We start from the raw sequence: 21,731 nt of genomic DNA on the forward strand, positions 1-21,731 counted from the left end.
TTTCTTATGCTAGGCCCGTGACGGGCGGTGTGAGCGATACATATTCACAGGGCGGCCCCTCGCACGGTCGCCCGTTTTCATTTCGACCTGCTGAACAGATGCGCAAAGGTACAGAAACATGACGATCACCCAACTCGTGACCCACTCAGGCGGTTTTCACGCGGATGAACTCCTATCCTCTGTCATCCTGACGCGGCTGTTTCCAGACGCCACGGTGCTGCGCAGCCGCGACAAGGCGCTGATCACACCGGCCGAGGGGCGCATCATCTACGACGTGGGCGGTGACTTTGATGCCGAAGCAGGGATTTTCGATCACCATCAACGTCCCAATCCGCTGCGTGAAGACGGGCAGCCCTATAGCTCTTTCGGGCTGATCTGGGCGCATTACGGGCATGATTATCTGCGCGCGCTTGACGTACCCGAGGCGGATGTGAATGCCATCCACGACAGTTTCGATCGCGGGTTTGTTCTGCCGATCGACCTGCTGGACAATGGTGCCGTCAACGCGTCAGAGGCGGGGCCGCTGTTTGCCGGTCTGACCTTGCCCGCGCTGTTGGAAAGCCTGAAACCCGTCTTCGATGACCGCGAGGAAGGCGTGGACGACCGCGCCTTTGCCGCCGCCTTGCCCATTGCGCGCGCCTTTGTCGAAGCGTCGATCCGTCGCAAAGCCGCCAAGTTCCGCGCCGAAGCGATGGTCATGACCGCCATTGATGCTGCGGGCGAGGGCCATGTGCTGGACCTGCCCATGGGCATGCCGTTTCGCGGGGCCGTGGTGAAGGCGGGGGCGGATCATCTGTTGTTCGTCATCCACCCGCGCGGCGAGGAATGGACGCTGACAACGATCCGGTCGGGGGATGATACGTTCGAGAACCGCGCTGATCTTCCGGTGGCTTGGGCGGGTCAAAAAGACGCCGCGCTTGAGGAAGCATCGGGCGTCAAGGGGGCAAAGTTCTGCCACAACGGCCGCTTTATCGCCGTCGCCGATAGCCGCGAGGCGATTTTGCAGATGGCCGACATCGCGGTGAAGGAAGCGCTGGCAGCGTAACCCGCGCGGCGGGCCTTTTGGTCGCCCGCCTGTGGCCTGCGTTCCGGCTTGCCCCCGTGGCCCGCGCGATTACACTGCGCGTTCAGCCATCGGGGGGCGTGACGCGTGACCAGCCAGCTTAGACATTTGCCACAGATCGATACGCTGTTGCAGCAACCGCATGTGGCGTCTTTGGTTGCGACCTACAGCCATGACGAGGTGCGCCGCGCCCTGCGCGAAACGCTCGACCAGCTGCGCCGTGATATTCAGGGCGGCGGGGTGGTCGGCTTGCCCGATTTCGCCAGTGAACCCTTTGCCCATAGAATTGCCGACCGGATTAAGGCAGCCCGCCAGCCGAACCTGCGCCCTGTCATCAATGCCACGGGTATCATCATCCACACCAATCTGGGCCGCGCCCGTCTTGCCCCCGAGGCGTTGCAGGCGATGGACCAGATCGCTGCGCGGCCTTCGAACCTTGAGCTTAACCTGAAAACTGGCAAGCGCGGGTCGCGCTATGACCATGCCGAGGCGCTGATCTGTCAACTGACCGGCGCAGAGGCGGCGCTGATCGTGAACAACTGCGCCGCGGCGGTTGTCTTGGCCCTGATGGGCACCGCCGCGGGGCGCAAGGTGATCGCCTCGCGCGGGGAGCTGATCGAGATTGGCGGGTCTTTCCGTCTGCCCGATGTGATCGCGCAAAGCGGTGCAGAGCTGAAAGAGGTCGGTGCCACGAATAAGACGCGGCTTAGCGATTATGCCGATGCGGTGGACGAGGATACGGCGGTTCTGTTGAAAAGCCACACCAGCAACTTTCGTATCGTGGGCTTCACCTCTGCCCCGTCACGCAATGATTTGGCGCAACTTGCGGCGGAGCGGGATCTGATCCTGATGGAAGATCTGGGCAGCGGCGTGCTGATTGACCTTGCCCCCTTTGGGCTGCGCGACGAACCCGTGGTGGCGGATATCCTCAAGGCGGGTGTCGATCTGGTCATGTTCTCGGGCGACAAGCTGCTTGGTGGGCCGCAGGCGGGGATCATCGCGGGACGGGCGGATATTATCGCGGGGCTGCGCAAGCACCCGTTGCTGCGGGCGTTGCGCATCGACAAGCTGTCGCTTGCCGCGCTCGAGGCGACCTTGCGTCTTTACCTGCCACCCCATGATCCGCTGGCGCGGGTGCCGGTCTTGCGCGCGCTCTCGCAGCCTTTGGCAGAGGTAGAGGCGCGGGCGCAAAGGCTCGCGGGTTCCCTCGCTGCGGTGAAGGGGGTGGATGTTGAGGTGATGGCGTCAGCCGCCTATGTCGGCGGCGGGTCGCTGCCGCAGCAGGACTTGGACAGTTTCAGTGTCGTCGTGGCCTCTGCCGCGCTGCCTGCTGAAACCCTTGCGGATCGTTTGCGGGCCGGGGTGGTGCCCATTGTCGGGCGTATCCATCAGGGCAAGCTGTGGCTGGACATGCGCACGGTGACGGATGACGAGCTGCCCGATATCGTCGCGGCGCTGGGCGCGATCGCCGCCACATGACATCGGCCTGCGTCATTGTGATCGGCCATGTGGATCATGGCAAGACGGCGCTGGTGCGCGCGCTCACGGGGATGGAGACGGACCGGCTGGCCGAGGAAAAAGCCCGTGGCCTGTCGATCGCGCTGGGGTTTGCCCATTGCGAGATGGCGGGTGGGACGCTCGACCTGATTGACGCGCCGGGGCACGAGGATTTCATTCGCACCATGGTGTCGGGTGCGAGCGGCGCGCAGGGCGCGATGCTGGTCGTCTCGGCCGTGGAGGGAGTCGCGGCGCAAACGCGCGAGCATGTGCAGATCGCAAGACTGTTGCAGGTGCCCGTGGCGGTGGTCGCGGTGACCAAGGTGGATTTGATCCCCGAGGCGACATTGCCCGCCCGTCTGGCGGAAATTGCGGATACCCTTGCCGCGCAAGGCGTTACCGGGGCCGAATTGGTGCCTTGTTCGGCCACGACCGCTGGCGGGACGGATCATCTGCGGCAGGTCTTGGCGCGGCGGTTCAACGCTTTGCCCGCGCGGGCCGCGCCGATGGGGGCGTTCCTGCCGGTGGACCGCGCGTTCACACTGGCGGGACGCGGAACGGTGGTGACGGGCACGCTGCTTGGCGGCGCGTTGGCGGTTGGCGCGGCGTTAACCGTGCAGCCAAGCGGTGCGGCGACGGTGGTCCGTGGCCTGCAAGCACGCGGCGCGGCGCGGGAGAGGGTCGCGGCGGGCGAGCGGGTCGCGGTGAACCTGCGCGGTATCGCGCTAGAGGATATTGCCCGCGGTGATGTGATCTGTACGGGCGGGCAGGGGGCGACGCTTTGTATGGATGTGTGGTTGACCGTCTCTGACATGGCACCGCGACCGGTCAAACATATGCAGGATTTGCGCGTGCTGTGGGGCACGGCGCATGAGGTCGCGACCCTGCGGCTGATGGGCGGTGGCCAGATCGCGCCGGGGGGCGCGGGGCTAGGGCAGTTGCGCTTTAAACGTCCCGTGGTGGGGTTCGCGGGGCAGGCGGCAGTGCTGCGCCAGCTTTCCCCTGCGGCGACGTTGGCGGGCGCGGTGATCCTTGACCCGCAGGCCACGGCAGTCGGGGCGGGCGACAGACGGCGGTTGGCGGTGATGCAGGCGGCACAGCAGCAGGATGGTACCGCCCTTGCCTCAGCGCTTTGTGCGCAGGGGCGCGGGGTGGCGCTGTGGTCTGATCTTGTCCGGTTGGCGCGCTGCGATGCGACGGCTGCGCTGCCCTCGGGCGTTGTGCGGTTATCGCCGGAACATATCGCGCTGGCTGACGATCTCGCCACGGTGCAAACGGCGGTGGTGGCGGCTTTGCAGCGCTTTCATACCGACCACCCGATCAAGCAGGGGGCGGCCCTTGCGGTACTGCAACGGGTGACGCCACTGCGGGGTTTGGTGCCTTTCGCCCAAGCTGAATTGCACAGGCGTGGAGAGGTTGTTTTGCGCGACGGTTTGGTCAGTCTCGCACGGCATGACCCCTTTGCAGCACTTGCCCCGCAACAGCTTGCCCGCTTGACCGAGATCGAAGAGAGTATGCGCACAGGCGGCACCTCCCCCCCGGATGTGCGGCAGTTCGATGCGCCTGAGGACGCGGATTTGATCGCGCTGATGGTGGCGCAGGGGCGGTTGGTGTCCTTGGCGAATATCGCGCTGAAACAACAAGTCGTGTTTCACGCGGCGACCATCGGTCACGCGCAGCGGAGCCTTGCGGCAAGCTTCCCCCCGCCCACGGCCTTTACCACCAGCGAGGCGCGCACCGCCTTGGGCACCAGCCGCAAGTTCATCGTGCCGCTGCTTGAGCATCTGGACGCGCTAGGCATGACCCTGCGGATTGGTGACACGCGGCAGATCGCGCCGCAGACGCATTAGGCTTTCGCTTGCCCTGCGGCAGGGCTACGGTGTGGCAACGCGGAGACGACCGGAGTCTGGTGGCTTCCCTGGTCTTCAAAACCATGGACGCGTCGATACGGCGTGTGGTGGGTTCGATTCCCATCCGTCTCCGCCAAGCTGTCTGGACATGCCTGACGATCCCCCACAGTATGCAGCGGCATACTTGGGAGGGGGCGACATGAGTGATCGGAAACCGGAATTTACCCTGAAGGATCTGCAAGGCGCGGCCCACCCTTTTGACGGCACGGGCCCTGCGCTGGTCTGTTTCGTGAAAGAGGATTGCGAGACCTGCAATATCGCGGGCCCGGTGCTGCAGGCGCTGTCGCAGGCTTATGGTGATGCGGTGCGGTTTCTGGTGCCGGGGCAATCCGGCGAGAAGAACGGCGATTTCGCGCAGCGCCACGGGCTGACCATGCCGGTGCTTGAGGATGCGGGCTGCAAGACCTCGTTCGACTGGGATTTCGAGATCGTGCCCGCGCTCTACTGGATTGATGAAAGCGGCGCTGTCGTGACCCACTTCGAAGGCTTCGTGCGCGATGACTGGCAGGCATTGTCCGACCAGATGGCCCGTGCGACGGGCAAAGCTGCGGCGCAGATCGATTGGGACAGCTTGCCCGGCTGGCGTCCGGGATGCGGGTCGAAACACTTTGACCCCGAGGTTTACGACGCGCTGCGGGCAGAGGCCGAGGGCAGCCGTCTGCGCGCCCGCAAGGTAGAGGTCGCCAGCGGCGATGACATGGCGGAATTCATGTTCGATCAGGGGTTCTCGGACGGGTTGCCCCTGGTGCCGCCGACGCCTGAACGGGTGATCCGCATGCTGGAAGGGACGCATCGTGATCCGCAGGATGTGATTGCCACAGTGCCGCCAAACATGGGTATCGCCACGGTCGAAAAGATCGCGATCAACGCGGTGATGGCGGGGTGTAAGCCCGAATATCTGCCCGTCGTGATCGCAGCCGTCGAAGCTGTCTGCACGGATGAATTCAACATCCACGGGGTCACCGCCACGACGATGGGCGCGGCCACAGTTATGGTGGTGAACGGCCCCGTCGTGGACAAGATCGGTATGAACGCGGGCCTGGGTGCGATGGGGGCAGGCAACCGTGCCAATGCCACCATCGGGCGCGCCTTGCGGTTGATTATTCGCAATGTTGGCGGGGCGACCACAGGCGGGGTTGAACGTTCTGTTCTGGGCAATCCGATGAAATATACGATGTGTTTTGCTGAAAACGAGGCGGTATCCCCGTGGGAGCCGCTGCATGTGGAGCGTGGGTTTGAAGCGCAAGATTCAGTTGTAACTGTTTTTGCCATGACCGGCGGGCCGGTGCATCTGGTGGACCAAACCTCGCGCAAGCCAGACCAGATCGCGGGGTCTTTGGGGCAGGGGCTTGAAGGGGTGTTCCTGCCGAAGATGCATAACCTGCCGATTGACGCGCTGTTGGTGGTCTGCCCCGAGCATATCCAGACGCTGACCGTCGATGGCCCTTATTCCAAAGACCGGCTGCGCGACCGTATCCAAGAGGTCACGGCGCGCCCCTTGTCGGAGATGGTGCAGGATGACCATTCGGGCGCGGGTATCCCCGTGGCGGACGCCGAACGCATGGGGCCGGAAAAACTGGCGCAGTTGGCCCCTAAATTTGCGGGCAAGGAATATATCCATATCGTCGTGGCCGGTGGGGATGCGGGCAAATTCTCGTCCGCGTTCCACGGGTGGGCCACGGGGGAGGTGGGGTCGATTTCCGTTTCCAGAAAGATCGATCTAGGCTAGCTTTCACAGCAGAGGAGGACGTGAATGACAATAATTCTTGACCCGACGGACGAACGTGTCCCCGTCGCGCGTCAGATCAGCGAACGGTCCGGTTCGGTCCAGGGGGTTGTCGGGCTGCTGAACATCAGCAAGCCGCGCGGCAATATACTGCTGGATGAACTGGACAGGTTGTTGACCGAAAACGCACCCGGCGTTGAGGTCCGGCATTATACCAAGCCGACTTTCGCCAAGCCGTGCCCCGACACGCTGCGCCACCAGATCCGCGATGAATGCGACTTTCTGGTCGAAGGGCTGGCGGACTGAGGATCATGTACCACGTGCAGTATGCACGATACAGTCTGGTTTGAAATCCAGGGGATCCCGTCTGTTTCCATCGCTTCAAGCGTGTTTGGCCAAGCCGCTGAAACGCAGCGCAAGGCCTTAGGCATGGAGGGCGCGCGCTATGTGCTGGTGCCGCATCCTATTCAGGATGCCACGGACGACGAAATGCGAGCCAAGGCGCGTGAGGCGTTCGACCAGATCATCGGGGCGTTGCGCGACGCATGACTGACGTGAAAAATTTAAGGCGGCGCGGAGAGATCCGGGCCGCCTTTTTCGTGAGCATGGGGTGGCGAGGGTTACAGCTCGGTCAGCCAGTGCAGCTCTGACAGGTCGTCGTTGATCCAGATCATCGCATCGACGCTGTCCGCTTCGGGGGGGTGCGCCAGCAGTTGCGCAGGGACTACTGTGGCACGGGCCAGCGCCCGCTTTAGCGGTTCGCCCACGGTGTTGTGCATATAGCGCACGGCTTGCAGCAGGGTCAGGTCGGCCCCGGCCAGCGTTCCGTCGGCCAGCGTCAGCCGTCCGTCGCGGCGCAGGATCTCGCGGTCGTTCAGGGTGAAGCTGGTGATATCAGAGCCGCCAGTCGCCATTGCGTCGGTCACCAGAAACACCTCTGCCGCGCCGCGATTGGCGGCAAGTGCGGCGCGGATCATGGCCGGATGTACATGCACCCCGTCGGCAATCAGGCCGGATGCCACGCGCGGATGATCAAGCGCCGCCCCCACCAGCCCCGGACTGCGCGCGTTGGCCTGGCTCATGGCGTTGAACAGATGCGTTGCCATGCGGGCACCGGCCTCAAAGGCGCGCATGGCGGTGTCGTAGTCGCAATCGCTATGGCCCAGCGATACCAGCACGCCCGCCTGCGTCAGCGCCGTAATCTGATCGGGGGTGACGTTTTCGGGGGCGAGCGTCATCATCAGGTTCGGGATCCGGGCCACGGCATCGGTCAGCACCGCCATATCATCGTCAGACAGGGGGCGGATCAGGCTGCCGTCATGGGCACCTTTGCGGGCAACGCTCAGATGCGGCCCTTCAAGGTGGAGCCCCGCGATACCCGGCATGCCCAGGTGCAACGCCTCTGCCACGGCGGCGATGGCGGCGCGGCTATGGGCGGGGGTGTCGGTGATCAACGTGGGAAGAAATGCGCGGGTGCCAAGTCGTCGGTGCGCGGCGGCCATGGTGTGCAGTGTGTCCAGATCGGGCGCGCTATTGAGCATCGCGCCGCCCCCGCCGTTAACTTGCAGATCCACAAACCCGGGGGAGAGGATGCCCCCGTTCAGCCTCCGGGTTTTGGCCCCCGTCGGCAGCGCGGTCAGGGATGTGATGCGCGGGATGCCGTCGGGGTGCACCACAAGCGCGTGACCGGTCAGCAGATCGTGCCCGTCAAAAATGCGCGCGCCGGTATAGGCGGTGAGGGGGGCGGTCATGCCCGCGCGGCGCGCAGGGCCAGTGCGACGGCCCCATCCAGTGCACGGCCTTTGGTTTCGACCAGATGGGCAGTCTGCGTGTCGGGCAGATAGGCGGCGTAATGGGGGCCGACGCCGCCGGTGAGGCACAGCGGGCCGCCGGGTTGATGGTCGAGCGCGATCAGGGCGCGGGTCAGGTAATCGGCCCCGCTTGCCATCAGCGCCCGTCCGATGCTGTCGCCCGCCGCGGCGGCCTGTACCACATCGGGGGCGAGGGTGGCGAAATCGCCGGGCCGCGCCTTGAGGCTGAACTGCACGATGCCCGCGCCACCGCCGAATTTATCCAGCATCTGCTGCGACAGGGGGCTGGCGGGGGTGATCCCGTCGACGACGAGCAAGGTCTGCTCTAGCACGCCATGCCCCAGCCACGCGCCCGACGCCTGATCCGAGACCTGATAACACCAGCCGCCGATACAGGTCTGCACGCCGGCCTTTTGGCGGCCCACGATGGTGCCGGTGCCAAGGGCGATCAGGTGGCAGTCCTGCTCTCCGACGGCACCGACGATGGTGGTGGTGGTGTCTTCGGTCACGACGGATTTGGCAAAGGGCAGACCCGCCTGCACGCGCGGGCCCATTTCCGGCCCCGTGTATCCCGCAAGCCCCAGATGAGCTACGGCACGGGGCATGTCGGCGACATCCAGACCGGCGCTCTCTATCGCGTTGCGCGTCGCGGTGAGCACGCTGTCGATCGCGGTGGCGCAATCGGTGCTGACATTCGCCCGCCCACCTTTGCCTTCGGCAAGGATACGGCCATCGGGGGTGGCAACAGCGGCGCGGCAACCGGTGCCGCCTCCGTCAACGCCGATCAGGAAAGGAGGGTCTATTTGTGTCATCCGAATTGTTTAGGGCACCTGTTTTGGCGGGGAAAGACAATTTTCGCCATTCGTTTTACCCATGGTCGCAACGGGTTTGCAAATGGCACATGCGCGTGATAAGTTAGCGCTAACATACTCACGTCTTTGTAGGAAGGCCCTTAGGCCCACCCACGTCACGAAGGAAAGCATGATGTTGAACGATACCGTAGCCCGTGTCACCGACCGGATCATCGAACGCAGCGCGCCAAGCCGGGGTGCCTATCTGGCGCGGATGCGCCGCGCCGCCGAGGAAGGGCCGGCACGGGCGCATCTTTCGTGCAGCGGGCAGGCGCATGCCTATGCCGGTGCGGGGCAGGATCAAGCCGCGCTGGCGACGCAATCGGCGGGCAATATCGGGATCATCACGACTTATAATGACATGCTGTCGGCGCACCAGCCGTTCGAACGCTTTCCGACCCTGATCCGCGACACCGCGCGCGCGGCGGGCGGGACGGCACAGGTTGCAGGCGGCGTACCTGCCATGTGTGACGGCGTGACCCAAGGCACCCCGGGGATGGAGCTGAGCCTGTTTTCGCGTGACATCATCGCCATGGCGGCGGGCGTCGGGCTTAGCCACAACACTTTCGATTCCGCGATCTATCTGGGGGTCTGTGACAAGATCGTGCCCGGTCTGGTGATCGCGGCGCAGGCTTTCGGGCATCTGCCGGCGGTGTTCCTGCCTGCGGGGCCGATGACCTCGGGCATCTCCAACGACGAGAAAGCGATCGTGCGCCAGAAATTCGCCGCAGGCGAGGCCACGCGCGAAGAGCTGATGGCGTCAGAGATGGCGGCCTACCACGGGCCGGGCACCTGCACCTTCTATGGCACCGCCAACACCAACCAGATGTTGATGGAGTTCATGGGCCTGCACCTGCCCGGCGCGTCCTTTGTGAACCCCAACACGCCCCTGCGTGATGCGCTGACCGTTGCGGGGACGCAGCGGGCGCTGGCGATCAGCCATCTGGGCAATGAATACACACCCGTTTGCGATGTGCTGGACGAAAAAGCCTATGTGAACGGCATCGTCGGCCTGCATGCGACGGGCGGGTCGACCAACCTGCTGATCCACCTTGTCGCGATGGCGCGGGCCGGTGGGATCGTGCTGGACTGGCAGGATTTCTCGGATCTTGCCGATGTCACGCCGCTGCTGGCGCGGGTCTATCCGAACGGCTTGGCCGATGTGAACCACTTCCACGCGGCGGGGGGCTTGGGCTTTATGATCGGTCAGCTCATGGCGGGCGGCTTGCTGCATGACGAGGTCAAGACCATCGCGGGCGACGGGCTGTCGCGCTATACCCAAGACCCCAAGCTCAAGGATGGCGCCGTCGAATGGGTCGCAGGCCCGTCCGAGACGCTGAACGAGAAGATCGTGCGCCCCATTGGCGACCCTTTCCAGCCCACGGGCGGGTTGAAACGTCTGGCGGGGAACCTTGGCAATGCGGTCACCAAAGTCTCTGCCGTGAAGCCGGAGCATCACATCGTCGAAGCCCCGATCCGCGTGTTCCATGATCAGGAAAGCGTGAAAGACGCCTATCGCAATGGTGAGTTCAACGAGGATGTCATCGTTGTCGTGCGTTTTCAGGGGCCCAAGGCCAACGGCATGCCCGAATTGCACAGCCTGACGCCGGTGCTGGCGAACCTGCAGGCGCGCGGGCTGAAGGTGGCGCTGGTCACCGACGGGCGTATGTCCGGTGCCTCGGGCAAGGTATTGAGCGCGATCCACGTGTGTCCCGAAGCGGTGGACGGCGGACCGATTGCACGTTTGCAAGACGGTGATATCGTGCGCGTCGACGCCCGCGACGGGCAGCTGACGGTCCTGACCCCCGGCGCGATGGAGCGCCCGGTCGCGACGGCTGATCTGTCGGGCAATGAATACGGGCAGGGGCGCGAGCTGTTTGCCACTTTCCGCAACACGGTTGGCGCGGCTGATACCGGCGCCAGCAGCATTTGAACCTGACCAGAGGATGATCCGATGACCCCGCAAGACGCCAGCGCCGCTGCCTATGCCATCTGTAAACGTGCCCCCATCGTGCCGGTCCTGGTGGTGCATGACGCGCTGCACGCCCGCCCCCTGGCCGAAGCTTTGGTCGCAGGCGGCTTGCCCGCGCTAGAGGTGACGCTGCGCACCGATGCCGCGCTTGAGGTCATTGCCGAGATGGCAAAGGTCGAAGGCGGCGTTGTCGGGGCGGGCACGTTGCTGACCCCCGATGATGTCAAACGTGCGGTGGATGCGGGCGCGACCTTTGGGGTGTCGCCCGGTGCCACGGATAAACTGCTGCAAGCGGCCGAAGATCTGGGTCTGCCGATGTTGCCCGGTGCCGCCACCGCGTCAGAGGCGATGCGTCTTTATGAACGCGGCTATGATATGCTCAAGTTCTTCCCAGCCGAAGCTGCGGGTGGGGCACCCTTCCTGAAATCGCTGTCCTCGCCGCTGCCTCAGGTGCGGTTCTGCCCCACGGGCGGCGTGAGCCCTGCCAATGCGGAAAGCTATCTGTCGCTGCCCAACGTGGTGTGCGCGGGTGGCAGTTGGGTCGCGCCGGACAATCTGATGCGCAAGGGCGATTGGGCGGCGATCACCGAGCTGGCCCGCGCCGCCAGCACCCTAGGCAGCCGCGGCTAAAGCGACGCCGCCGCGCGGCTGGCCTGATCATACTGTCCCGAGATCGCGCGCAGCTGCGCCGCGATCTCGCGCAGGTCGTCGCCCTTGATATCGGTGCGCCCCATGCTGTCGATCAGGCAGGTGTTGCGCACCGCGCGGTAGGTCTCTATCAGCTCGGCCCCGCTGGCGGAGGTGCGATAGAACACCTCTTTTCCGCGTTTCTCGGCCTCTAGCAGGCCGGATTTCAGCAGTTTGCGCAGCGCGTAGTTCACCGTATGCGTATCTTCGATATTCAGCAGAAAGCAGATGTCCGTCAGCCGTTTTTCACGGTCGCGGTGGTTGGTGTTGTGCAGCACCAGTATTTCCAGCGGGGTCAGGTCGGCATTGCCTGCCGCCGCCATGCAGCGCGACATCCAGCGCGAGAAGGCGTTGTAGGCGATGATCATCCCGTATTCGAGCTCTGACGCCTCCCATCCTTCGCCCTCGGCAAGGTGACGGGACGAGACGATACGGCGGGACGGGTGCGATTTTGGGTCTGACATCAGTGCCTCAAGGCTGGTTTTCACTGTCGTTATGTTAGCGAATTGTCGGTATCGCGCAATCCGTCTGTGCGCCAAGGACACGCCCGCCCGAGAAAAATGTACCAAGGATAGCGCGACGCGGCAGGGCGCGGTAGCAAAGGGGCAACGGGTGCCGACCCTTACAGCCATTGCGATAGGAGTGACGATGCTGCGATTTCTTGTACCGGTATTGGCCGCGCTTTTGCTTTTGCCCGTGGATGCACAGGCGACAGAGCGGGAACGCCTTGGTTATGGCCGTCTGATTTCCAATGATTCCATCGGAGAGTTTCGCGACCGCGAGCGCACGGGCTCCTATGTGTCGTCCCGCGTCTGGGGGCCGGCGTGGACGGGGCGCTTGCCGGACCGCTTTGGGCAGTTGATCGAGCTGCGTTTGGGGGTAGAGGTATTCTCCCCCGCGAACCTGCGTCGCCCGCAAGCCGGATCGCGCCCCTGGGCCGGTGCCCTGTCCGTCGGAATGCACACCCATTTCGAACGCGATGCTGTGGAGTATTCGGTCGGGGCCGCGATCTACGCCACCGGTCCGCAGACCCATCTGGATGATCTGCAACGGGGTATTCACGACATCATCGACGCGACCTCGCCCTCTGATCAGGTGCTTGATGACCAGATCGAAGACGGCTTTCACCCTACGGTTCTGGTCGAGATCGGGCGCAGCTTTCCGCTTGGCGCGCGGACAAGCCTGCGCCCCTTTGTCGAAGGGCAGGCGGGGATAGAGACATTCGTTCGCGCGGGCTTTGACCTGACCTTTGGCGACATCACACGCGGTGAAATGTTGGTGCGCGACAGCACCACCGGCCAGCGTTACCGCGTGGTGCAGAACCGGGACGCCACGGGCTTTGGCTTTGTCGTTGGGGCCGATATCGCGCGCGTCAGCGACAGCGTGTTCCTGCCGTCGGATCGTGGCTATGACCTGACCCCGCGCCGCGATCGTGTGCGTGCCGGGGTGCATTGGCAGGGCAAGCGGGCCTCGGCGTTCTATGGTCTGACGTGGCTGGGCAAGGAATACGAGACGCAGCCCGATCACCAGCTTGTCGGCTCTGTACGCATCAAGATCGACTTCTGACGCGCAGGCCCCGTGCATAGGGTGATTCGTTCTTTCCAGCGGGGAACGGTTTTGATAGCCTTGGGGCAATAATAATACGACGAGGCACGAACAGTGGTCAAAACGGGCTTTCGAGGCACGTTTGTCATAAGCTGGTCGCAGACAGAAATAGACGGGCTGGACGCCGCACCGGTGCAATCCCTCAAGGTGGGGGCAGCCTGGGCATGGCGGGGCGATTCAATTCGCGTTGACGGGCCGAATGACGTGTTGCGGCTGGATCAGGCGGACGAGGCAGGGGATCTGCGCAGACGGGCTGCGCGGATGGTGCATCGTTTGGTCGGGGCCGCCCTGGACGGCACCACGCCGCCGCACCGGTCTTTCGCCAGTGACCGCGACACCCCTTTGATGGACAACAGCTTTACCGTGACCGACGGCGCGCAGACCTATCTGGTGACAGTGATCGAGGTCGGGCAGGGCAGCCAGCCGCTGCTGATGTTCCTTGACGCGCTGCCGCCGCGCAATACCGATCTGTGGGTCGTCGCGCATACGTTGAATACCGCCGCGGCGGATCGGGCGGCGCAATACAGCAGCGGCGTCATCTGCTTTACCCCTGGCACAATGATCCGCACCGCCGATGGCGCGCGCCGGATCGAACAACTGCGCGAGGGCGATCACGTCCAGACGAAAGACAACGGCCTGCAACCCGTGCGCTGGATCGGTAGCCGCCGGATGAGCGGGGCGCGATTGTTCGCGATGCCGCAGCTGCGCCCCATCCGGTTTCGCGCCGGTGCTTTGGGGGCTGCGCAGCCTGACGCGGATTTGCTGGTGTCGCCCAGCCACCGGATGCTGGTGAAGGGGCGCGTCGCCCATGACTTGTTCAACACGGACGAGGTGCTTGTCACCGCGCGGGATCTGGTGAACGGGCGCAGTGTCACCATCGATGCCCATGCGCGCGAAGTGACCTATATCCATCTCCTGCTCGATTTCCACGAGGTGCTTTGGGCCAATGGCGTAGAGACGGAAAGCTTTCACCCTGCCTCTGCCGCGCTAGAGTCATTGGATGCGACCGACCGCGCGCGGCTGCTGGATCAGTTTCCGCAGATCGCCTTTGATCCGCATACCTATGGCGGCTATGCGCGGCGTAATCTGTCGATGTCCGAAGCGGCGATCCTCGCGCACGCCGCCTGACGCCGCCGGATCGCCTGCTTTCTTGGGGCGGGCCTAGCTGTCTGCCTTGCCCGCGATCAACGCCTGAACAATGGCTTTTGCGCTGTCGCTCGACCAATCCGCATCACCGCGCAGGCGTGCGATTTCACGTCCCTCGGGGTCCATGATCACGGTGATCGGCAGGCCGAAAATGCCCATCTGACTGGCCAGCGCCTGTTTCGGATCCTGATGGCGTGGCAGGCTATCGACGCCCGCATCCGCAAAGAACCGTTTGATCCCGTCGGGGGTGTTGCGGCCCGTGGCGATGGTCAGCACCTCGAAATCATCGCCGCCGAATTCCTTTTGCAGCGCGTTCAACTGCGGCATTTCCTTGCGGCAGGGCGCGCACCATGTGGCCCAGAAGTTGATCAGCACATATTTGCCCTGCCACGCTTCAAGCGTCGTCTCGCCGCCGTCATCCTCAAGCTGGAACGCGACAGAGGAGGTGGCAACGGGGGAATCGTGCACGACCAGTTTCTTCATATCACCGTCGCGCAGGGGCTTGATGTCGGCGCTTTGCCCAAAGCTGGGGTTTGCACCAAGGGCAAGGGCCGTATAAACGAGCGCGAGCATAATCTTTTTCATTTTCCCTCCGAGGGGTTGCCTGATGACCGATACGACTTCGAACAAAATGTGGGGTGGCCGTTTTGCCGCCGGACCAGACGCGATCATGGAGGCGATCAACGCCTCGATCTCGTTTGACCAGCGTATGGCCGCCCAGGACATTGCCGGGTCGCGTGCCCATGCTGCCATGTTGGCTGCACAAGACATCATTAGTGATAGCGATGCCGACGCCATTCGGAAAGGGTTGCTCACGGTGTTGTCAGAGATCGAGGGCGGGACATTCGCCTATTCGACCGCGCTGGAAGACATCCACATGAACGTCGAGGCGCGCCTGAAAGAGGTGATCGGCGAACCGGCAGGCCGTCTGCACACGGGCCGGTCGCGCAACGATCAGGTGGCGACCGATTTCAAACTGTGGACCCGCGACCAGTTCGACGCCGCCGAAAGCGGATTGTTGGCGTTGATCAAGGCCTTGCTGGGTCAGGCAGAGGCCGGAGCCGATTGGGTCATGCCCGGTTTCACACACCTTCAGACCGCGCAGCCGGTCACCTGGGGCCACCATATGATGGCCTATGTCGAGATGTTTGGCCGCGATCTGAGCCGGATGCGCGACGCACGTGCGCGCATGAATGAATCGCCTTTGGGCGCGGCTGCGCTTGCGGGCACGTCCTTTCCGATCGACCGCGACATGACCGCACAGGCGCTTGGCTTTGACCGTCCGGCCGCCAATTCGCTGGATGCGGTCAGCGACCGTGACTTCGCGCTTGAATTCCTGAGCGCTGCGTCGATCTGCGCCATGCACCTGAGCCGTTTCGCCGAAGAGCTGGTGATCTGGTCCTCGGCGCAGTTCCGTTTCGTGACCCTGTCGGACCGTTTCTCGACCGGGTCGAGCATCATGCCGCAGAAAAAGAACCCCGACGCGGCAGAGTTGATCCGCGCCAAGATCGGCCGGATCATGGGGGCCAATGTGGCGCTGATGATGGTGATGAAGGGGCTGCCGCTGGCCTATTCCAAGGACATGCAGGAAGACAAGGAACAGGTCTTTGACGCCGCTGACAACCTAATGCTGGCACTGGCCGCGATGGAAGGCATGGTCAAGGATATGTCCGCGAACCGCGAAAGCCTTGCTGCGGCGGCGGGATCGGGCTTTTCCACCGCGACCGATCTTGCCGATTGGCTGGTTCGCGTGCTGGGGCTGCCGTTCCGCGATGCGCATCACATCACCGGATCGTTGGTGGCGCTGGCCGAACAGAACGGCTGCGACCTGCCGGATCTGACGCTGGAGCAGATGCAATCGGCCCATGGCGACATCACGGCAGATGTCTTTGACGTTTTGGGCGTGGAAAATTCCGTCAATTCGCGTATGTCTTACGGGGGCACCGCGCCCGCACAGGTGCGCGCGCAGGTGGCCCGCTGGAAAGGGATCATCGGATGAAACCCGTCGCCATTATTGCCTTGTTGCTGACCCTCGCCGCCTGTGGTGTGGACGGGGAACCCGTGCCGCCGCAGGTCAATAGCACGGTGACGCTGTCGTCGTCGGGCATGTCGGTGGGCACTGGCGTCACCCTTGGCCGCGGCCCGTTCCGGCTGGGTCTGGGGGCGGCGCTGTGATCCGCGCGGCGGTGCTGGCCGTGGTTGCATTGGCGGTGCTGGCGGGCTGTGACAGCGCGCAACGCCATGCGCCAAGCGCCCATGACAGCCGCGCCTATCCCCCCGCGACGGATACCGCCACCCGCAAGCATCGCAGCAACTATGAGCCCGGTGTGCATATCTCGGGGCATGTGGATGTGGGCGTTTCCAAGACATTCTGACCGGCGGGGCGGGTGGCGCTGATTGCCATTCCCGCCGCCTTTGGTATTGGGGTAAGCTGTGGTCTGCCGCGATGCCTTTCCCTGCGGTCCGCCGCCCGTAAACGATCGCCGGCAGCTTTCGGCGGGAAAAGCTTAGGAGCCTGAAACTATGGATCATTTCCTGTACCGCGATGGCGCGCTGTTCGCCGAGGATGTCGCCATCTCCGAGATCGCAGCCGCGGTCGGCACGCCCTTTTACGTCTATTCCACCGCCACGCTGTTGCGCCACTTCAAGGCTTTTGACGATGCGCTGGACGGGATGGACCATCTGGTCTGCTACGCGATGAAGGCGAACTCGAACCAAGCGGTGCTGAAAACGCTCGCGCAGGCGGGGGCGGGCATGGATGTGGTGTCGGCGGGGGAATACCTGCGTGCCAAGGCGGCAGGCGTGCCCGGCGACAAGATCGTGTTCTCGGGCGTGGGCAAGACCGTGTCGGAAATCCGGCTCGCGCTTGAGGGCGGCATCCGCCAGTTCAACGTCGAATCCGAACCCGAGATGGAGGTGCTGGACGCCGTCGCACGGTCGATGGGCAAGGTCGCGCCGATCACCATCCGCGTGAACCCCGATGTCGACGCCAAAACCCATGCCAAGATCGCGACCGGCAAGTCCGAGAATAAATTCGGTATCCCCATCGCCCGCGCGCGCGAAGTCTACCGCATGGCCGCCGCGATGCCGGGCCTAGAGGTCGTGGGCATCGACGTGCACATCGGCAGCCAGCTGACCGATCTGACGCCGTTCGAACTGGCGTATCAAAAGGTTGCCGAGTTGACAGAGCAGCTGCGCGCCGACGGGCACACCATCCGTCGCCTGGATCTGGGCGGCGGGCTGGGAATCCCCTATGAGCGTAGCAATGCCGCCCCGCCGCTGCCCACGGATTACGGCGCGATGGTGCAAAAGACGCTTGGCCATCTGGGCTGCGAGATCGAGATCGAGCCGGGCCGCCTGATCGCGGGCAACGCCGGACTTATGGTGAGCGAGGTGATCTATGTCAAATCCGGCGAGGGCCGCGATTTCCTGATCATCGACGGAGCGATGAACGACCTGATCCGCCCCGCCATGTACGAAGCCCATCACGATATCATCCCCGTCGTCGAAGCCGAAGCCGGGGCCGAGCAGCAGCCCTATGACATCGTCGGGCCGGTCTGCGAATCCGGTGATACCTTTGCCAAGCAGCGCATGATGCCAAAGCTGGTGGCGGGCGATCTGGTGGCCTTCCGCAGTGCCGGTGCCTATGGCGCGGTAATGGCCAGCGAATACAACTCTCGTGCGCTGATCCCCGAGGTGCTGGTCCATGGCGATCAATTTGCGGTTATCCGCCGACGCCCGACCTTTGACGAAATGATAAATCGCGATACCATTCCCGAATGGCTGTGACCGCGTCTTGCGTGTCCGGCTTTTGAAAGCAGGGCCCGCATGACGCTTTTCACCGCCAAGGATGACGACCACTCGCCCGAGCAGGGTCTCAAGTCGATCCGTTGGCCCCTGCGTCTGACCTGGGCCGGTATCTGGGCCGAGGTGTTGGTGCAGGCGTTCTGGCCGCTGATTGCCTTGGTGCTGGCTGTTCTGGCGGTGCTGATGCTGGGGCTGCACGATACCGTGCCGATGTCCGTCGTGACGGGCGCTGTCGTTGCGGTGACGCTGGCAGCTGTCGGGGCGCTGGTCTATGCGCTGCGCCATTTACGCATCCCCCGCCGGATAGAGGCGCTGACCCGCCTTGACGCCAGCCTGCCCGGACGCCCCATTCAGGCGCTGATGGATGTGCAAGCGATCGGCACGGGGGATGATGCCTCTGCTGCGGTGTGGCAGGCGCATCAGCGCCGCATGGCCGCCCGTGCCGCCGCTGCGCAGGCGGTGCCTGCGGACTTGCGCATCGCGCGCCGTGATCCCTTTGCCCTGCGCTATGTCGCGCTGCTGGCTTTCGTTACGGCGCTGGTCTTTGGGTCGGTGCTGCGCATCGGGTCGGTTGCGGGGCTGACGGCGGGCGGGGGGGCGTTGGCTTCGGGGCCGGTCTGGGAAGGCTGGGCCGAGCCGCCGCGCTATACCGGCAAGCCGACGCTGTATTTGTCCGATCTTGCCGAAGGGCCGTTGTACCTGCCTGCGGGCACGCTGATCACGCTGCGCATGTATGGCGAAGTGGGGGCGCTGTCGGTGACCGAGACCGTCTCGGGCCAGTCTCAGCCAGAGGGGGACACCCCCGCCATCGTGCAGGATTTCAAGGTCAGCCAAAGCGGACAGATCGCCATCGACGGGCCGAACGGGCGGACGTGGGACGTGACGATGCTGCCTGATGCCAAACCGCAGGTCGAGATTGCAGGCCCGCCCGAGGTGACCGCCCTTGGCGAGATGCAACTGCCCTTTGTGGCGCGGGACGACTATGGCGTTGAAGCGGGCGAAGCGCGGATCGATCTGGATCTGGCCGCTGTGGACCGCCGCTATGGGCTGGCGATTGACCCTGACCCGCGGGCCGAGGTGATCGTGCCGCTGTCGCTGCCCATTGCCGGGGACCGCCGCGATTTCGAAGAGAACCTGATCGACGATTTTTCCAAACATCCTTGGGCCAACCTGCCGGTCACCGTCACGTTGAGCGTGCTGGATGCGTCGGAACAACAGGCGACCACCCCGCCGACGCAGATGACCCTGCCGGGACGACGCTTTTTCGATCCGCTGGCGGCGGCCGTTATTGAACAGCGGCGCGATCTGCTGTGGGCTAAGGGCAACGCCGACACCCTCGCGCAGGTCTTGCGGGCGGTGTCCTATCGTCCGGAGGATGTGTTCCGCTCTGACACGGCGGCGCTGCGCTTGCGGCGGCTGATTGAACGGATCGAAATTCGCGCCCGCTATGGTTTGTCCGACGAGGTGCAGACCGACATCGCGGATGATCTGTGGGACTTGGCGATTGAGCTGGAGGAAGGCGTGCTGGCCGATGCGCTGGACCGGATGCGCCGCGCACAGGAGCGTTTGCAAGAGGCGATGAAGAACGGCGCCTCGGACGCCGAGATCGCAGAGCTGATGGAAGAGCTGCGCCGCGCCACCGACGACTATATGCGTCAGTTGCAACGCCAGCAGGCGCAAGAAGGTGAGAACGGCGACCAGCAGCAAGGCCAGCAGGGCGAGACCATGCAGATGACGCAGGACGACCTGCAACGCATGATGGACCGGATTCAGGAACTGATGGAGCAGGGCCGCATGGCCGAGGCGGAACAGGCGCTGCGCGAGCTGCAAGAGATGATGGAGAACATGCGCGTTACCCAAGGCCAGCCGGGCGAAGGTGGGCAATCCGAGGGTGAACAGGCGATGGAGGGGCTGGCCGATAGCCTGCGTGAGCAGCAAGAGCTAAGCGATCAGGCGTTCCGCGATTTGCAGGACAGGTTCAACCCCAATGCCGATGACGGCCAGCAACAGGGGCAGGACCAGGGCCAGCAGCCCGGCCCGCAACAGGAGGGCAACCAGCCCGGCCAACCGGGGCAGCAGCCTGGCCAGAACAATGGCCAGGGCGAACCGGGGCAGGGACAGGGATCGATCGCTGACCGTCAGCAAGCGCTGCGCGATGAGCTGCGCCGTCAGGAAGGGCGTCTGCCCGGTGGCGGCACCCCCGAAGGTGACGCCGCGCGCGATGCGCTGGACCGTGCCGGCCGCGCGATGGACGGTGCCGAAGAGGCTTTGCGCCGCGACGATCTGGCCGAAGCGATCGATAACCAGTCGCAGGCGATGGAAGCGCTGCGCGAGGGGATGCGCGCCTTGGGCGAGGCGATGGAACAGGATCAGCAGGCGTCCGAGCCCGGACAAGGCACCGCGCAGGGCAACCGCCGTGCCGAGAACACGGACCCTTTAGGGCGCGAACAGGGGGCGAATGGCGCGCAGGGGTCAGAGGGTGATCTGGCGCTGGACAATGACGCCTATGGCCGCGCGCGTGAACTGCTGGACGAGATCCGCCGCCGCTCGGGCGAGGCGACGCGGCCAGAGGTCGAACGCGACTACCTGCGCCGTCTGCTGGACCGCTTCTGATAGGATTGATGACCCAAGGACAGGGCCGCCAAAAGGACGGGCCCGATCCGTTTTAGCTGCCCGACTGCGACGCCCGTGCATCCAGCCATTGCAACGTTGATTGCAACATCCCGTCCAGCCATTGGCGCGCGCTGTCCACCTGCGCGACGTAAAGCGCAAGATAGGGGCGCAGCGCGGGAACCGCCTCCGAGATTTGCGGCGAAAAGACGTATAGCAGCACCAGCACAGAGGCGAGCGCGACAATCAGCACGAACCCGCGGCTGAACCCGCTACGCTGTTTCGGGTCCGCATGGGTATCGCGCCCGGCGTCTGCGCCCGTGTTCGGGATCACGCGCCGTTCTGATCCGGTGCGCAGGGTTGAATTGATCTCTTCGATATCGGGCAGCAATTCGCGGCGCGATGCAACAGCCGCCGCGGCGGCTGTGGTCTCCGCAACGCTGTGCTGCTCTTCGCCGCGCAGACGCGACATGCGGGCCTTGGCCTGCTGCGCGCGGTCGCTTTCGCTGGGTTGGTCTGCTTCTTCAAGCCCCAGATCAGGCTGGCTTTCAAGGGTCTGAGCCTGACGGCGACGGCGGGCTTCTTGTTCCGCCTCGGCCTCTTGCCGGAGAATATCGGCGACCGAAGGGTCAAGCTGTTTGCGCGGTGGCGGGGCAGGATGCGCGGGTTCGCCCGCGTCGGGGTCTTCCGCTGCGTCTGCGTCGGGCTCGGGCGGGCTCGCTGGGGCGGGCGCATCTACATCGCGTTCGGGCGCGACGCCATTCTCCGCATCATCGTGCCCGGACAGAGCGGCGGAAACCGTGCTGATCCTGCTGTCGTCCTCTTCATCGAGAGGGGGGAAATCGGGGTGGTGCTGGAACCAGGTCTGGCCACAGTTCGAACATTGCACATCGCGACCGGAAGAGGGCATCACCTCGTCCGGGACCTCGTACTGCGCATCGCAATTGGGACAGATCAGTCTCATGTTGCGCCCCGAACCATTGGAAACCTCTTCGTTTTCACGTCAGATCAACCTTATGTCCTAGAAAACCGTAGGAAAAGTGCAA

At 64.2% G+C, this 21,731-nt stretch carries 19 protein-coding genes and 1 tRNA gene; 15 read left to right on the forward strand and 5 right to left on the reverse strand.

Features of this window, described 5'->3' with window-relative positions:
- The first annotated feature begins 118 nt into the window (after positions 1-118).
- The 6 genes from C1J04_RS03755 (at position 119) to C1J04_RS19680 (ending at position 6,745) form a co-directional block, all read left to right on the forward strand.
- A complete protein-coding gene (locus tag C1J04_RS03755; protein WP_005851434.1) occupies positions 119-1,045 on the forward strand; it encodes an MYG1 family protein in 927 nt (308 codons plus the stop codon).
- Positions 1,046-1,171: 126 nt separating this feature from the next.
- The gene (selA, locus tag C1J04_RS03760; protein ID WP_009826019.1) at positions 1,172-2,542 is read left to right on the forward strand and encodes an L-seryl-tRNA(Sec) selenium transferase; all 1,371 of its coding nucleotides are present in this window, start codon (positions 1,172-1,174) and stop codon (positions 2,540-2,542) included.
- Entirely contained in the window at positions 2,539-4,410 is a 1,872-nt protein-coding gene (gene selB / locus C1J04_RS03765) for a selenocysteine-specific translation elongation factor (RefSeq protein WP_009826020.1), read from the forward strand. The genes selA and selB overlap by 4 nt, the downstream gene beginning before the upstream one ends.
- Positions 4,411-4,451: 41 nt before the next feature.
- Positions 4,452-4,546, forward strand: a tRNA-Sec gene (locus C1J04_RS03770).
- A 63-nt stretch (positions 4,547-4,609) separates the two neighbouring features.
- The gene (locus tag C1J04_RS03775; RefSeq protein ID WP_009826021.1) at positions 4,610-6,199 is read left to right on the forward strand and encodes a TlpA family protein disulfide reductase; all 1,590 of its coding nucleotides are present in this window, start codon (positions 4,610-4,612) and stop codon (positions 6,197-6,199) included.
- 24 nt (positions 6,200-6,223) lie between these two features.
- Positions 6,224-6,745, forward strand: coding sequence for a UGSC family (seleno)protein (locus C1J04_RS19680; RefSeq protein ID WP_302621061.1), 522 nt, complete (start codon positions 6,224-6,226; stop codon positions 6,743-6,745).
- A gap of 71 nt (positions 6,746-6,816) precedes the next feature.
- On the opposite strand, the gene nagA is transcribed toward C1J04_RS19680, so the two are convergent.
- Entirely contained in the window at positions 6,817-7,947 is a 1,131-nt protein-coding gene (gene nagA / locus C1J04_RS03790) for an N-acetylglucosamine-6-phosphate deacetylase (protein WP_009826023.1), read from the reverse strand.
- Positions 7,944-8,819, reverse strand: coding sequence for a BadF/BadG/BcrA/BcrD ATPase family protein (locus C1J04_RS03795; RefSeq protein WP_005851462.1), 876 nt, complete (start codon positions 8,817-8,819; stop codon positions 7,944-7,946). Before C1J04_RS03795 ends, nagA begins: the two co-directional genes overlap by 4 nt.
- Positions 8,820-8,988: 169 nt before the next feature.
- On the opposite strand from C1J04_RS03795, the gene edd reads away from it, so the two are divergent.
- Positions 8,989-10,791 carry a phosphogluconate dehydratase gene (edd, locus tag C1J04_RS03800; RefSeq protein ID WP_009826024.1) on the forward strand — a complete coding sequence of 601 codons (1,803 nt, stop codon included), beginning with the start codon at positions 8,989-8,991 and terminating at the stop codon, positions 10,789-10,791.
- A gap of 21 nt (positions 10,792-10,812) precedes the next feature.
- Positions 10,813-11,460: a bifunctional 4-hydroxy-2-oxoglutarate aldolase/2-dehydro-3-deoxy-phosphogluconate aldolase gene (eda, locus tag C1J04_RS03805; protein WP_005851466.1), complete on the forward strand. Its 648-nt coding sequence runs from the start codon at positions 10,813-10,815 to the stop codon at positions 11,458-11,460.
- Here eda and C1J04_RS03810 read toward each other — a convergent pair.
- The gene (locus tag C1J04_RS03810) at positions 11,457-11,981 is read right to left on the reverse strand and encodes a winged helix DNA-binding protein (RefSeq protein ID WP_174226595.1); all 525 of its coding nucleotides are present in this window, start codon (positions 11,979-11,981) and stop codon (positions 11,457-11,459) included. The two genes, eda and C1J04_RS03810, sit on opposite strands and share 4 nt — an antisense overlap.
- Positions 11,982-12,165: 184 nt before the next feature.
- Here C1J04_RS03810 and C1J04_RS03815 point away from each other — a divergent pair, with 184 nt between their 5' ends.
- Positions 12,166-13,083 (forward strand): lipid A-modifier LpxR family protein, encoded by a 918-nt coding sequence (locus tag C1J04_RS03815; RefSeq protein ID WP_009826025.1) that lies wholly within the window; start codon positions 12,166-12,168, stop codon positions 13,081-13,083.
- Positions 13,084-13,176: 93 nt separating this feature from the next.
- Positions 13,177-14,250 (forward strand): Hint domain-containing protein, encoded by a 1,074-nt coding sequence (locus C1J04_RS03820; protein WP_009826026.1) that lies wholly within the window; start codon positions 13,177-13,179, stop codon positions 14,248-14,250.
- A gap of 33 nt (positions 14,251-14,283) precedes the next feature.
- Here the strand turns inward: C1J04_RS03820 and C1J04_RS03825 are convergent, their stop codons facing one another.
- Entirely contained in the window at positions 14,284-14,853 is a 570-nt protein-coding gene (locus C1J04_RS03825) for a TlpA disulfide reductase family protein (protein ID WP_009826027.1), read from the reverse strand.
- A gap of 22 nt (positions 14,854-14,875) precedes the next feature.
- Here C1J04_RS03825 and argH point away from each other — a divergent pair, with 22 nt between their 5' ends.
- From argH to C1J04_RS03850, 5 genes are all read left to right on the forward strand, one after another.
- Complete coding sequence (gene argH / locus C1J04_RS03830) at positions 14,876-16,267, forward strand: argininosuccinate lyase (protein WP_005851479.1); 1,392 nt, start codon at positions 14,876-14,878, stop codon at positions 16,265-16,267.
- Entirely contained in the window at positions 16,264-16,443 is a 180-nt protein-coding gene (locus tag C1J04_RS03835) for a hypothetical protein (protein WP_009826028.1), read from the forward strand. Before argH ends, C1J04_RS03835 begins: the two co-directional genes overlap by 4 nt.
- Entirely contained in the window at positions 16,440-16,643 is a 204-nt protein-coding gene (locus C1J04_RS03840) for a hypothetical protein (protein WP_005851483.1), read from the forward strand. Before C1J04_RS03835 ends, C1J04_RS03840 begins: the two co-directional genes overlap by 4 nt.
- Positions 16,644-16,791: 148 nt before the next feature.
- The gene (gene lysA, locus C1J04_RS03845) at positions 16,792-18,057 is read left to right on the forward strand and encodes a diaminopimelate decarboxylase (RefSeq protein WP_009826029.1); all 1,266 of its coding nucleotides are present in this window, start codon (positions 16,792-16,794) and stop codon (positions 18,055-18,057) included.
- A 39-nt stretch (positions 18,058-18,096) separates the two neighbouring features.
- Positions 18,097-20,688 carry a TIGR02302 family protein gene (locus C1J04_RS03850; protein WP_009826030.1) on the forward strand — a complete coding sequence of 864 codons (2,592 nt, stop codon included), beginning with the start codon at positions 18,097-18,099 and terminating at the stop codon, positions 20,686-20,688.
- A gap of 52 nt (positions 20,689-20,740) precedes the next feature.
- Here the strand turns inward: C1J04_RS03850 and C1J04_RS03855 are convergent, their stop codons facing one another.
- Entirely contained in the window at positions 20,741-21,649 is a 909-nt protein-coding gene (locus tag C1J04_RS03855; protein WP_009826031.1) for a zinc-ribbon domain-containing protein, read from the reverse strand.
- Positions 21,650-21,731: the final 82 nt, after the last annotated feature.

This window comes from Sulfitobacter sp. SK025 (genome assembly GCF_003352105.1).
Lineage (GTDB): Bacteria > Pseudomonadota > Alphaproteobacteria > Rhodobacterales > Rhodobacteraceae > Sulfitobacter > Sulfitobacter pontiacus.